This window comes from Luteibacter sp. UNC138MFCol5.1 (genome assembly GCF_900110505.1).
GTDB lineage: Bacteria > Pseudomonadota > Gammaproteobacteria > Xanthomonadales > Rhodanobacteraceae > Luteibacter.
In genome coordinates this window covers 676,090-689,213 of sequence record NZ_FODZ01000003.1, presented here as the reverse complement: position 1 = coordinate 689,213, position 13,124 = coordinate 676,090, and the positions used below count along the sequence as shown (strand labels likewise).

The 13,124-nt window shown below is 67.9% G+C and carries 11 protein-coding genes; 10 read left to right on the top strand and 1 reads right to left on the bottom strand.

Features of this window, described 5'->3' with window-relative positions; genetic code table 11:
• Positions 1 to 35: 35 nt before the first annotated feature.
• Positions 36 to 1,004 (bottom strand): magnesium and cobalt transport protein CorA, encoded by a 969-nt coding sequence (locus BMY69_RS11620; RefSeq protein ID WP_090055861.1) that lies wholly within the window; start codon positions 1,002 to 1,004, stop codon positions 36 to 38.
• Positions 1,005 to 1,297: 293 nt separating this feature from the next.
• Between BMY69_RS11620 and tssB the strand changes: the two genes are divergently transcribed.
• The 10 genes from tssB to tssI all read left to right on the top strand — a co-directional run bounded on the left by tssB (position 1,298) and on the right by tssI (position 13,121).
• Positions 1,298 to 1,810, top strand: a complete 513-nt coding sequence (gene tssB, locus BMY69_RS11615) for a type VI secretion system contractile sheath small subunit (RefSeq protein ID WP_090054713.1) — start codon at positions 1,298 to 1,300, stop codon at positions 1,808 to 1,810.
• A 4-nt stretch (positions 1,811 to 1,814) separates the two neighbouring features.
• Positions 1,815 to 3,308, top strand: coding sequence for a type VI secretion system contractile sheath large subunit (tssC, locus tag BMY69_RS11610; RefSeq protein WP_090178170.1), 1,494 nt, complete (start codon positions 1,815 to 1,817; stop codon positions 3,306 to 3,308).
• Positions 3,309 to 3,400: 92 nt separating this feature from the next.
• Positions 3,401 to 3,907, top strand: coding sequence for an Hcp family type VI secretion system effector (locus BMY69_RS11605; RefSeq protein ID WP_090178168.1), 507 nt, complete (start codon positions 3,401 to 3,403; stop codon positions 3,905 to 3,907).
• A gap of 7 nt (positions 3,908 to 3,914) precedes the next feature.
• Positions 3,915 to 4,418, top strand: coding sequence for a type VI secretion system baseplate subunit TssE (tssE, locus tag BMY69_RS11600; RefSeq protein ID WP_090054708.1), 504 nt, complete (start codon positions 3,915 to 3,917; stop codon positions 4,416 to 4,418).
• A gap of 6 nt (positions 4,419 to 4,424) precedes the next feature.
• Positions 4,425 to 6,290 (top strand): type VI secretion system baseplate subunit TssF, encoded by a 1,866-nt coding sequence (tssF, locus tag BMY69_RS11595; RefSeq protein ID WP_090178165.1) that lies wholly within the window; start codon positions 4,425 to 4,427, stop codon positions 6,288 to 6,290.
• A complete protein-coding gene (gene tssG, locus BMY69_RS11590) occupies positions 6,254 to 7,324 on the top strand; it encodes a type VI secretion system baseplate subunit TssG (protein ID WP_090178162.1) in 1,071 nt (356 codons plus the stop codon). The genes tssF and tssG overlap by 37 nt, the downstream gene beginning before the upstream one ends.
• On the top strand, positions 7,321 to 9,987 hold the full coding sequence (gene tssH / locus BMY69_RS11585; RefSeq protein WP_090178159.1) for a type VI secretion system ATPase TssH: 2,667 nt from the start codon (positions 7,321 to 7,323) through the stop codon (positions 9,985 to 9,987). The genes tssG and tssH overlap by 4 nt, the downstream gene beginning before the upstream one ends.
• Positions 9,988 to 10,012: 25 nt before the next feature.
• Positions 10,013 to 10,465: a hypothetical protein gene (locus tag BMY69_RS11580; protein ID WP_090054702.1), complete on the top strand. Its 453-nt coding sequence runs from the start codon at positions 10,013 to 10,015 to the stop codon at positions 10,463 to 10,465.
• A gap of 37 nt (positions 10,466 to 10,502) precedes the next feature.
• A complete protein-coding gene (locus tag BMY69_RS11575; protein ID WP_090178156.1) occupies positions 10,503 to 11,153 on the top strand; it encodes a hypothetical protein in 651 nt (216 codons plus the stop codon).
• Positions 11,154 to 11,156: 3 nt separating this feature from the next.
• Complete coding sequence (gene tssI, locus BMY69_RS11570) at positions 11,157 to 13,121, top strand: type VI secretion system Vgr family protein (RefSeq protein WP_090178154.1); 1,965 nt, start codon at positions 11,157 to 11,159, stop codon at positions 13,119 to 13,121.
• Positions 13,122 to 13,124: the final 3 nt, after the last annotated feature.

The following is a 13,124-nucleotide window of genomic DNA, read 5'->3' as shown; positions in this document are numbered from 1 at the left end:
CACAGCGGGAGGTCTTGTCGCTGCGATCAAGAACCTCAGAACCACCGGTTGCGCTTCAGCGCGATGAAGATGCCGCCGACGATGCAGGCCACCAGGCAGGTGATGGCGGGGTAGGCCCAGGGTTTGTCGAGCTCGGGCATGTGCACGAAGTTCATGCCGTACCAGCTGGTGATCAGCGTCGGGGCGGCGAGCATGGCCGCCCAGCCGGCGAGTTTCTTCATCACCTCGTTCTGGCCGAAGGTGACGAGGGCGAGGTTCACGCTGATGGCGGCGCCGAGCATTTCGCGCATGGCCGAAATGGATTCGTTGACGCGGAACACATGATCGTAGATGTCGCGGAAGTACGCGCGCAGTTCGTCGTGGATCAGGTGCGGGTGCAGGCGGGTCAGCTGGGCCACGATGTCCTGCAGCGGCGCGACGGCGAGACGTAGCGTCATCAGTTCCCGTTGCATGTCGTACAGGCGCTTGATGGTCTGGCGGTTGTACGTCTCCGCGAAGATGTCGTTCTCGAGCTCGTGCAGCTCCTGCCGGAAGTCGCGGACGATCGGCAGGAAGTTGTCCACGATGAAGTCGAGCACCGCGTAGAGCGCGTAGCTCGGACCCATCGCCAGTAGCTCCGGCGTCTGCTCGCAGCTGCGGCGCGCCGGCGCGTACGAGAGCGACGCGCCGTGGCGGACCGTCACGAAGTAGCGGCGGCCGAGGAAGATCTGCGTTTCGCCGAAGGCGATGTTGCCGCCGACGAGCTGCGCCGTCTGCGCCACGATGAACAGCGAGTCGCCGTAGGCCTCGATCTTGGTGCGCTGGTGCGCGTGCTGCGCGTCCTCGATCGCCAGATCGTGCAGGTCGAATTCCTCCTGCAGCTTCAGCAGCAGGGCTTCATCGGGCTCGTGCAGGCCCACCCAGACGAACGTATCCGGCTCCTTCAGCACGTCGCTGATCGCATCGATGCTGATGTCGCCGATGCGACACCCGTCGGTGCGGTAGGCCACGCAGTTGACGACCATGCCGCCCGACGGCAGGACCGGGGCGGGGGCTTCGGGGACGATCGAGACGGATTCCATGGCGGGCATGATGCCGTCGCCCATGTGACGCGGCAATCGCAAAGCGACGCGCGCGCGTACCGGACGAAGGCGGCGTTCATGACGTCAGGAGCTATCACATCTCTTTATGCCTCCTATATCGACGAACGATTTCAGGTGATGGGTAGCGTGGCCGACAATGGCGCCTCGATTGATAGGGTGAAACAAATCTATCAAGTTGATTCATGTTGTCTATTGAAATGCCAGAGGACGCCTCCATGGCCAAGCCGAGCAGCCAGAAGTTCATCGCCCGCAACCGCGCCCCGCGGGTCCAGATCGAATACGACGTCGAGCTCTACGGCGCCCAGAAGAAGGTCAGCATCCCCTTCGTCATGGGCGTGATGGCCGAGCTCTCGGGCGCCAGCGCGGCGGACCTGCCGGCGATCGAGGAGCGCAAGGCGCTGGAGATCGACGCGGACAACTTCAACGAGCGGCTGGAGTCCACCCGCCCATCGGTCGCCATCAGCGTGCCGAATACCTTGACGGGCGAGGGCAGCCTCAATGTGGCCATGAGCTTCTCGCACATGGACGACTTCACGCCCGCCGCGATCGCCCGCAGCGTCGAGCCGCTGGCGAAGCTGCTCGAGGCGCGCACGCAGCTGGCCAACCTGGGCACCTACCTCGACGGCAAGGCCGGCGCGGAAAAGCTGATCGCCCAGGCATTGCAGGATCCCGCGCTGCTGGCCGCGCTCGCCGCCACGCGCAAGACCAACGACCCGCAGGAGGGCTGATCCCATGGCCACGCAACAGACCCAGGCCGTCGAGCCGTCGGTCGACACCGTCGAGGGCAACGATTTCGCGGCCCTCCTGACGAAGGAATTCCGTCCCAAGAGCGAGCGGGCGCGCGAAGAGGTCGAGTCGGCCGTCCGCACGCTGGCCGAGCAGGTGCTCGATCGTGCCGACGTGGTATCGGACGACGTCGCCCAGACGATCAACGCGTACATCGCCGAGATCGACCGCAAGCTCACCGAGCAGATCAACCTGATCCTGCACCACCCGGAATTCCAGCAGCTGGAAGGCGCCTGGCGCGGCCTGCACCACCTGGTGACCAGCACCGAGTCGGATACGCAGCTGAAGATCCGCGTGATGAACGTATCCAAGAGCGAACTGGGCCGCACGCTCAAGCGCTACAAGGGCACCGCCTGGGACCAGAGCCCGATCTTCAAGAAGATCTACGAGGAAGAATACGGCCAGCTCGGTGGCGAGCCGTATGGCTGCCTCATCGGCGATTACTACTTCGACCACAGCCCGCAGGACGTCGAGCTGCTGCGCGGCATGTCGCAGATCGCCGCCGCTTCGCACGCGCCGTTCATCGCCGCGGCCGCGCCGGGCCTCCTGGGCATGGACGGCTGGAACGAGCTGGCCAATCCACGCGACCTGGCGAAGATCTACACCACGCCGGACTACGCGGCATGGCGCTCGCTGCGCGACAGCGAGGACGCCAAGTACGTCGCGCTGACGATGCCGCGCACGCTGGCCCGCCTTCCGTATGGCGCGAAGACCGATCCGGTCGAGGACTTCGATTTCGAGGAAGACACCGCCGGCGCCGATTCGTCGAAGTACACCTGGCAGAACGCCGCCTACGCGATGGGCGTGAACATCAACCGCTCGTTCAAGCAGTACGGCTGGTGCACGCGCATCCGCGGCGTGGAATCGGGCGGCATCGTCGACAACCTCCCGGCGCACGTCTTCCCGACCGACGACGGCGGCGTGGACATGAAGTGCCCGACCGAGATCGCGATCACCGATCGCCGCTCGGCCGAACTGGACAAGATGGGCCTGATGCCGGTCGTGCATCGCAAGAACTCCGACATGGCTGCGTTCATCGGCGCGCAGTCGCTGGCCCGGCCGGAGGAGTACGACGATCCGGATGCGACCGCCAACGCGGCGCTCAGCGCGCGCCTGCCGTACATGTTCGCCTGCTCGCGCTTCGCGCACTACCTGAAGTGCATCGTCCGCGACAAGATCGGCTCGTTCAGCACGCGCGAGCAGATGGAGAACTGGCTCAGCAGCTGGGTGCTCAACTACGTCGACGGCGATCCCGTGAACTCCAGCGAGGAAACCAAGGCCCGCAAACCGCTCGCCGCCGCGCAGGTCGTGGTGGAGGAAGTCGAGGGCAACCCCGGCTACTACACCTCCAAGTTCTACCTGAAGCCGCATTACCAGCTGGAAGGCCTCACGGTGTCGCTGCGTCTGGTCGCGCGCCTGCCCTCCGGCAAGGCCGCCTGATCCGGTCACCTTGAAACACCCTCGCGCCCTGAATCGACGGGCGCGACGGGAACCTTTTGCCACCCGTTCACGCGTCAACGAGGAAATCGTCCATGGCATTCGACATGCACATCAAGTTCGGCCCCGGTCAGGTCAAGATCGAGGGCGCATCCAACCACGCCAAGCACAAGGGCGAGGTACCGATCATCGCGTGGGCCTGGGGTGCCAGCAACTCGGGCAACCTGCATACCGGTGCCGGTTACGCGTCGGGCGGCAAGGCCAACGTGCAGGACATCACGATCACCAAGTTCGTCGATTCCTGCTCCAACGCCCTGCTCAACGCCTGCTGCACCGGCGCGCGCGTGGAGAACGCCACGCTCTACGTCACCAACGCCACGGGCGAGCAGACCGATTTCGTCACGATCGAGCTGAGCGAGGGCGTCATGGTCACGTCGATGTCCACCGGCGGCAGCGGTGGCGACGAGCGCCTGACCGAGAACATCACGCTGCACTTCGGCAAGTTCAAGTACGCCTTCCAGCCGCAGGACGACAAGGGCAAGCCGGACGGCGGCAAGAAGGAGTTCACGTACGACATGCAGCAGGTCAAGGGCCAGGCCTGAGTAACGCATGGCGGAACTGACCACCCAGGAACGGCTCCAGCCCTCGCTGCTGGACCGGCTTCGCGACGACGAGCCTCACGTCACCGAGGAAAGCCGCGAGAAGCGCGTGATGACGGCGGCGCGTTTGCGCGAGCACGTCGTGCGCGACCTGGGCTGGCTGTTCAACTGCACGCGCCGCGGCGCGGGCGATGACGAGGCCGGGCTTCCGCATGTCGGGAGCTCGGTCATCGGCTACGGCATTCCCGACCTCACGGGTGCCGCGATCGCCGGCATGGACGTCGAGGAGCTCGCGCAGCGCATTCGCGCGTCGATCGTCGCGTTCGAACCGCGGCTCGACCCGGCGAGCCTGCAGGTCGACGTGCAGACGGATGTGTCGCGCATGGACCGCCTCACGCTGTCGTTCCGCATCGTCTCGACGATGTGGGCGCAGCCCATGCCACTGAACCTGTACCTGAGAACCGAAGTCGACCTCGAAACCGCGCGCTTCAGCGTGTTCGACGGCGTCGGTTAGAGCGCCATGGATCCCCGACTGCTTCGCTACTACAACCAGGAACTCCAGCACGTCCGCGAGTCGGGCGCCGAGTTCGCGCGCGCGTATCCGAAGATCGCGGGCCGCCTGGGCATGGAGGGCATCGAGTGCGCCGATCCGTACGTCGAGCGGCTCCTCGAAGGGTTCGCCTTCATGGCCGCGCGCGTGCAGATGAAGCTGGATGCGCAGCATCCGGTGTTCACGCAGCACCTGCTGCGCATGGTCTATCCCCATTACCTCGCGCCGGTGCCGTCGATGGCCGTCGTCGAGCTCACGCCGGACGACGCCGGCACCTTGCCGGTCGAAGGTCACGTCGTGCCGCGCGGCACCGCGCTGCGCAGTCAGATCGGCTTCGGCGAGCGGACGGCCTGCGAGTACCGCACCGCGCACACCGTGACGTTGCTTCCGCTGGGCCTGCGCGAGGCGCGCTACCTCGCCACTCCCGCGGCGATCGCGGCGGCCGGGCTCGCCGTGCCACCCGGGACCGCGCCGCGCGCGGCCTTGCGCCTGCGCTTCGGCCTGAACGCCGGCGCGCGACTCGACGCGCTGGCCTTCGACGAGTTGCCGCTGTTCTTCGCGGGCACGGGCGATCTTCCGGGGCTTCTCCACGAGCAGGTGCTCGGTAACGGGCTCGGCTTTTCCGTCGTCGTCGACGGGGAGTCGCGTTTCATCGAGCAGGCACGCATCGAGGCGCGCGGCTTCGGCGACGACGAAGCGCTGCTGCCGCCGGTGGACCGGTCCTTCAGCGGCTATCGGCTTCTTCAGGAATACTTCGCGTGCCCGCAGCGCTTCCAGTTCGCCGCGTTCACCGGTCTGCGCCGCGTGCTCGCGCAATCGTCCGCCAGCGGGTTCGACATCGTCGTCTGGTTCGACCGCGGCGTCGCTCGCCTCGACGGGGCCGTGGACGCGTCGTTCCTCCGTCTGTTCTGCACGCCGGCCATCAACCTGTTCCCGCGCCGGGCCGACCGCATCTACCTGCGTGACGGCGCCGCGGAGTATCACGTGCTGGCGGACCGCTCGCGTCCGCTCGACTTCGAGGTCGTCGATATCGCCGACGTCCAGGGCTATGGCGACAGCCAGGAGCCCGAACAGGCGTTCCGGTCGTTCTACGGCGGGGATGCCCGCACGTGGCACGACCCGGCCGGCGCGTTCTACACGCTTCGCCGCGAGCCGCGTCTCCTTTCCTCGCGGCAGCGCCGGGACGGGCCGCGGTCGAGCTATGGCGGAAGCGAGGTGTTCGTCTCGCTGGTCGACGCGCGCGAGGCCCCTTACGCGAGCAGCCTTCGCCAGGTCGGCATGCAGCTGCTCTGCAGCAATCGCGACCTGCCGCTGCACATGCCGGTCGGGAAGGGACGCACCGACTTCGAGCTCGACACCGAGGCGCCTGTGCGCAGCATCCGCTGCCTCGCCGGACCCACGCGGCCCCGCGGCGCGATGGCGGAAGGGCAGGCGGCGTGGAAGCTGATCAGCCACCTGCAACTGAACTACCTCTCGCTGCTCGATCACGACGACGGTGCCGTGGCGCTGCGCGAGATGCTGCTGCTCTACGCCGACGAGCACGACGCGGCCACGCGGCGGCTGGTCGACGGCGTACGCGACGTGCGCTCCGCGCCGATCGTGCGGCGCCTTCCGATCCCGGGCCCGGCGACGTACGGCCGTGGCCTCGAGATACGCATCACCTGCGAGGACCGCGCGTTCGAGGGCTCGGGCGCGTACCTCTTCGGGTCGGTGATGCGACACTTCTTCTCGCGCTACGTCTCGCTGAATTCGTTCACCGAGACGGTGCTGCATACCCTGGAACGCAACGAGGTGGCACGGTGGACGGCTCGCTCCGGCACGCGCCCGATCCTGTAGAGCTCTTCGAAGCGCTGCGTGCCGACCCGGGTTCGTTCGACTGGTTCGGTGCGCTGCGGCGGGTGGAGTGCGTTCACGTCGACCGCCCGCGGCTCGGCCGTTCCGCGCGCCTTGCGGACGATCCCGTGCGCCTTGCGCATGCGCCGTCGCTCACGTTCGCCCCTCGTGCCATCGACCGCGTCGACACGGAGCCCGGCCGTCCGCCACGCATCCACAGCCTGATGCTCGGGCTCTGGGGTCCGAACGGCGCGCTGCCGCTGCACCTCACTGAATACACGCTCGAGCGAGAGCGCACGGCGCGCGACGCGACGTTCACCGCGTTCGCCGACGTGTTCCACCACCGCATGCTCAGCCTGTTCTACAGGGCGTGGGCCGAGTCCCAGCCGACCGCGCAGCTGGACCGACCGGATGACGACGCGTTCGCGCGCTACGCCGGAGCGCTGGCGGGCATCGACGCGCCGTCGCTCGCCGACCGCGACGCGCTGCCCGACCGCTTCCGCCGTTACATGACCGGGCGCCTCGTCGCGCAGGCACGCAATGCCGAAGGGCTGGTCGCGATGCTCGCGGCGTTCTTCGACGTCGCGGTGCACGTGGACGAATTCGTCGTGGGCTGGATGCCGCTGCCCGACGAAGGGCGGCTACGCATGGGGCAGGCGATGGCCGCGCTGGGCACGACGGCGGTTCTGGGCGCCGCGGTACGCGACGCCCAGAACCGCTTCCGCGTTCGCCTCGGACCGATGGCGATGGCCGACTACAGACGCTTCCTACCGGGTGGCGAGGCGCTTCCGGTGCTGGTCGCCGCCGTCCGCTTCTACGTCGGCGATCCGATGGCGTGGGATGTCCAGCTCATCCTGCGTCGCGACGAGGTGCCACAGGCGCACCTCGGCCGCGGCGCCCGCATGGGCCTGTCGACCTGGATGGGCCGCTTCGCCGGCCCGGACGACGCGGACGATCTCGTGCTCCAGCCCGACTCCCATCCAGCCGTGGCCCCGCGGGCCACGGCCAACCCGCTTCGCTCGAGGACTCCATCGTGACCGATATCAGCCGTACCGCGCTCTTCGGAAAGCTCAACGCCATCGCCTACAAGGCGATCGAGAGCGCGACCGTGGCCTGCCGCCTGCGTGGGCATCGCGAGGTGGAGCTCGTCCACTGGCTGCAGCAGATCCTGCAGCTGGCCGACTCCGACGCGCATCGCGTCGTGCGTCACGCCGGCATCGACGCCTCGCGGCTCGCGCGGGACATCGACGACGCGCTGGAGCGTCTCCCGGGCGGCGCGACGTCGGTGAGCGACCTGTCGGCCGACATCGAGGAAGCGGTGGAACGTGCATGGGTGTACGCGACGCTGACGTTCGGCGAAGCGCAGGTGCGCACCGGTTACCTGCTCGCGGGCATCGTGCGCACACGACGCCTGCGCCACGTGCTGACCGCCATCTCGCCGGAATTCGACAAGCTGCGTGCCGAAGGCTTCGTCGACACGCTTCCCGGCATCGTCGCCGGATCGCCCGAAGACCGGCTCGCCGCGAGCGACGGCTTCCGGATGGATGCCCGTTCGACGTCCACCGATGACGCTCCCGCCGCCCTCGGTGGTCGCGACGGCTTGCGGCGCTACACGGTCGACCTCACCGCGCAGGCGCGCGACGGATCGATCGACCCGGTGGTGGGACGCGACGACGAGATCCGCCAGGTCGTCGACATCCTCATGCGACGCCGCCAGAACAACCCGATGCTGGTCGGCGAGGCGGGCGTCGGCAAGACCGCCGTGGTCGAGGGTTTCGCGCAGCGGATCGTGGCGGGCGATGTGCCGCCGGCCCTTCGCGACGTCGAGCTGCGCGCGCTGGATGTCGGCCTGCTTCAGGCCGGTGCGAGCATGAAGGGCGAATTCGAGAGCCGCCTCCGCCAGGTGATCGACGAGGTGCAGGCCTCGGAAAAGCCGGTCATCCTCTTCATCGACGAAGCGCATACGCTGGTCGGCGCGGGTGGCGCGGCAGGGACGGGCGACGCCGCCAACCTGCTGAAGCCCGCGCTGGCGCGCGGCACGCTTCGCACCATCGGCGCGACGACGTGGGCCGAATACAAGAAGCACATCGAGAAGGATCCTGCACTCACGCGCCGGTTCCAGACGGTGCAGGTCGGCGAGCCCGACGAGGCGCGCGGCGTGCTCATGTTGCGGACGGTCGCCGGCGTCATGGAGTCGCACCACGGGGTGCAGGTACTCGACGAAGCGATCGAGGCCGCCGTGAAGCTGTCGCATCGCTACATCCCGGCACGGCAACTGCCCGACAAGGCGGTGAGCCTGCTCGACACGGCGTGCGCGCGCGTGGCGGTGAGCCAGCATGCCGTGCCCGCCGCCGTCGACGATTCACGCAAGCGGATCCAGGCGCTGGAGACCGAGCAGGCGATCGTGGCGCGCGAGAAGGCCGTGGGCATCGATGTGGTGGAGCGCGAAACCGATGCCGACACGCGTCTCGTCGCCGAGCGCGCCCGGCTCGCCGATCTCGAAGCCGGCTGGGCGGAGGAAAAGACCCTGGTCGACGGCGTGCTCGCCTTGCGGGCGCGGCTCCGCGACGAGGCACCGTCGGGCGAGGAGCGCGACGGCGTCCTCGTCGAGCTGCGCGCATTGCAGGCGCGTCTCGCGGAGCGCCAGGGCGAAACGCCGCTCATCCTGCCGACGGTCGACCACCAGGCGGTCGCCGCTGTGCTCGCCGACTGGACCGGTATTCCCGTCGGCCGGATGCTGCGCAGCGAACTCGACACCGTGATGAACCTGGCGTCGCTGATGGGACAGCGGGTCATCGGGCAGGACCATGCGATGGACGCCATCGCCCGGCGCATCCAGACCTCGCGCGCCGGTCTCGACAACCCCGACAAACCCATCGGCGTCTTCCTCCTCGCGGGCACCTCGGGGGTGGGCAAGACCGAGACGGCGCTCGCGCTCGCCGAGGCGCTCTACGGTGGCGAGCAGAACCTCATCACGATCAACATGAGCGAGTTCCAGGAGGCGCACACGGTCTCCACGCTCAAGGGCGCGCCGCCGGGGTATGTCGGCTACGGCGAGGGCGGCGTGCTGACCGAGGCGGTGCGTCGCAGACCGTACTCCGTCGTGCTGCTCGACGAGGTGGAGAAGGCCCACCCGGACGTCCATGAGATCTTCTTCCAGGTATTCGACAAGGGCGTGATGGAGGACGGCGAGGGTCGCCGCATCGACTTCCGCAATACGCTGATCATCCTGACCAGCAACGCCGGCACCGACGTGATCGCGCGGATGTGTGCCAGTGGCTCACCGACACCCGATCCGGACACGATCGGCAAGGCCCTGCGCGCGCCGCTCCTGGATGTATTTCCGCCCGCGCTGCTCGGCCGCCTCGTCGCCATCCCGTACTACCCGCTCAGCGAGGCCATGCTCGGCCGCATCGTCAGGCTGCAATTGGATCGCATCAAGCGTCGCGTGGAATCGCGTTACCGCGTGCCGTTCGAGGTGAGCGACGCCGTCGTGGACCTCGTGGTGTCGCGCTGCACGGAGAGCGAATCCGGCGGACGCATGATCGACGCGATCCTGACTCAAACGATGCTGCCGGACATCAGTCGCGAACTGCTCATGCGCACGATCGAGGGCGTGCCCGTCGAAGCCGTTCGCATCGATGTCGTCGACGGCTCGTTCGCCTACGACTTCCACGCCGCTGCGCCGCAGCTTGCCTGACTCTTCCCGGTACGAAGGAACCCAAGTGGCCATCTACTATCACGTCGTCATCGACAAGAACAACGTCGGGGTCGCGCACCTGCGCAACCAGCTGGCCCTGCACGGTCTGCAGACGCAGGAGCAGCGCGGCATGCCGCCGGGCTATCCGCTGCCGATGATCGCGATGCAGCACCACCAGCATGTCTTCCTGTGGGACGGCACCACGGCCGGTGTGCGCGGTCGTCGCGGCATCGAGAACGGTACGGCCGACACCGTCACCGTTCTGATCAACTGGCCGGAGCTGACCGAATCCGGCCGGTTCATCGCCGGCACGCTGAAGGGCGACTCCGCGCAGTACGGCCCGCCGCAGGGTCCGTCGACGAACGGCGCGTGGGCATACAAGGGCTCCATCGATCGCCGCTGGATTTTCATCGAAGGTCTCGACACCGCGTCCGACCCCGGCTTCGACCAGTGGCAGGCGGGCCAGGGCTGGCCGTAAGCAACCGTAGCGTCCCAGCGACTTACCAGGAACCGAGATGGCCAAGGGCAACCACGTATTCAACGATTTCGACGGCTGCATCGCATCGGCGTTCGCCGATGTCCTCGCCAAGATGGGCGGCGAGGGCGGTGCGCACCTGCGCGCGCTCAACGGCAGCGGCGGGCCGGTCGCTCCCGCCAGGACGTTCATGGATTCGAAGTTCACGCGGTCGTATCCGTCGCTGTTGGTGATCCGATCGCATCCGCGTATCGCGGAGATCCATTGGGTGCAGGACGATGCGGTCGTCGCGGCGAACGACGAGAACTCGGGCGCCTTCGGCGAAGCCGCGGCCGCATTCCGGAGCGCGGTGGTGGACTGGGCGATGGGCGGGGACCGCGACAATCCCATGGCGGCCTGGCGCCAGCTGGTGAACGCCGGGGTGGATCATGCGGCGATGGAGCGGTTCGTCGCGGGAAGCTCGCAGTCGCTGGCGCCGCGGTCGGCGGAAGGGCGGCGGACGCTTTGCCTCGAGATCGAGAAGTTCATTCGCGGAGCCCTGACGAAGGACACCGCGAAATGGCTGATTGAGCTGCGCCTGGACCTGCAGCTGCAGAACTACGATTACGCCAAGAGCGAGTCCGGCTGGAAGGCGACGTTGGGCAAGGGCCTGGGCCCGGGCTGGTTCGCGCCGGCGAGCGGAGCGGGATGATCCATGGCACACGCCATCACCCTCGCATCGTCGCTGGGCGACACCCTGCGCTTCGCCAGCATGACGGCGACGGAGGAGCTCGGTCGGCTGTTCGCCTTCCGCATCGAGGCGATCAGCAAGAACGCGCAGGTCGACCTGCGCGCGCTGCTCGGCACGTCCATGACGGTGACCCTGAAGACTCCGCAGGGATACACGCGGCACTTCCACGGCATCGCGGTGGAGGCGGAGCAGGGTGGTTTCGTCGCCATCGATAACGTCAGGTACGCCGTATACGCGTTCACCGTGCGACCGAAGCCGTGGCTGCTCCGGCAGACCTCGGACTGCCGGATCTACAAGGGCAAGTCCGTGCCGCAGATCGTTCGGGAGGTCCTGGCCGAGTTCGGGTACAGCGACGTGCGGCTCAGCCTGACCGGCAACTACACGGCCCGCGAGTACTGCGTGCAGTACCGCGAAAGCTACTTCGACTTCATCAGTCGGCTGATGGAGCAGGAGGGCATCTATTACTACTTCACCCACGCGCAGGGGAGCCACACGATGGTGCTCGCCGACGCGCTGGGTGCTCACGCGCCCGTTCCCGGTTTCGAATCCATTCCCTATGCGCCGCCGACCGAGCGCGGCCATCGGGTCAAGGCGTCGATCACCGAATGGACGAGCGCGCTGTCCGTCAACCCGACACGCGTGCGACTCGACGACTACGACTACCAGCGACCCAAGGCGAGCCTGCTCGCGAACGAGCAGGTGACCGACGCCGCCGACGTGCATCCGGTGTCCGGTCTGGAGATCTACGATTACCCGTATGGATCGGTCGGTCATGCGCAGCAGGTATCGACCGGCCAGCGATTCGCGCAGGTGCGCGTCGACGCGCTGAACGTGCCGGCCGCCACGAGCGAGGCCGTCACGGACGCCGTGGGCCTCGCGACGGGCGCGCTGTTCACCCTGCGCGACTTCCCGCTGCGGGAGGCGAACCGCGAATACCTGGTGATCGGGGCGACGACGCGGCTCGTCGAAGTGGACTACCAGGCCGGTGGCATCGAGCCGGACGCCGACGAAGCGCCATTCGCCTGCCGCTTCCGTGCCATCCGCGCGCGCCAGCCGTTCCGCGCCGCGCAGACCACGCCGTGGCCGCGCATCGCCGGTGTGCAGACGGCCGTCGTCCACGGCGAAGTCGACGAGGACATCGAGGTCGACAGCCTCGGGCGCGTGCAGGTGACGTTCTTCTGGAATCCGCCGGGCAAACCGAAGGCCGACCAGTCGTGCCCCGTGCGTGTCGGTACGTCATGGGCGGGCAAGCGCTGGGGCGCTCAGTTCATTCCGCGCGTCGGTCAGGAAGTGATCGTCGGCTTCCTCGAAGGCGACCCCGACCGGCCGCTCGTCATCGGCTCCGTCTACAACCAGGACCACCTGCCGCCGTACGCGCTGCCCGGCGAGAAGACGCGCAGCGGCTTCGTCAGCCGCAGCCTGCGCGGTGCGCAAGGCGAGGCGAACGAAGTGCGCTTCGAGGACCGCAAGGGTGCCGAGGAGCTGCTGCTGCATGCGCAGCGCGATCTTCGCCACGAGGCGGAGAACGACCACTTCAGCACCATCGACCGCGACGAGACGGCGTCGATCGGCCGCGACCGCAGCCACGACGTGGCGCGCGACGACACCTTGCACGTCGGCCGTCGGCTGCGCATCGAGGCGGGGGAGGAGATCGAGCTCGTCACGGGTCTCGCCCGCATCGTCATGAAGCGTACGGGCGAGGTGCAGATCTTCGGTACGACGTTGCGCGTGACCGGCGCGGGGGCGATCAACCTGTCGTCGGGCGGGGCCACCTCGATCACGTCCGGCGCCGCGGTATCGATCACCGCCGGTGCGACGGTCGCCGTCAACGCGACCGCCGCGATCACGGTGACCAGCGGTGCGGCGCTGATGCTTTCTTCCACGCTGGGTCCGGCCGTGCTCAAGGGCATGCCACCCCTGATCCTGTGACGG

What these genes read in the sequence shown, in the direction of transcription:
- BMY69_RS11620 (WP_090055861.1), bottom strand. Translation starts at nt 1,004, where the DNA reads ATGGTCGTCAACTGCGTGGCCTACCGCACCGACGGGTGTCGCATCGGC.
- tssB (WP_090054713.1), top strand. Translation starts at nt 1,298, where the DNA reads ATGGCCAAGCCGAGCAGCCAGAAGTTCATCGCCCGCAACCGCGCCCCG.
- tssC (WP_090178170.1), top strand. Translation starts at nt 1,815, where the DNA reads ATGGCCACGCAACAGACCCAGGCCGTCGAGCCGTCGGTCGACACCGTC.
- BMY69_RS11605 (WP_090178168.1), top strand. Translation starts at nt 3,401, where the DNA reads ATGGCATTCGACATGCACATCAAGTTCGGCCCCGGTCAGGTCAAGATC.
- tssE (WP_090054708.1), top strand. Translation starts at nt 3,915, where the DNA reads ATGGCGGAACTGACCACCCAGGAACGGCTCCAGCCCTCGCTGCTGGAC.
- tssF (WP_090178165.1), top strand. Translation starts at nt 4,425, where the DNA reads ATGGATCCCCGACTGCTTCGCTACTACAACCAGGAACTCCAGCACGTC.
- BMY69_RS11575 (WP_090178156.1), top strand. Translation starts at nt 10,503, where the DNA reads ATGGCCAAGGGCAACCACGTATTCAACGATTTCGACGGCTGCATCGCA.
- tssI (WP_090178154.1), top strand. Translation starts at nt 11,157, where the DNA reads ATGGCACACGCCATCACCCTCGCATCGTCGCTGGGCGACACCCTGCGC.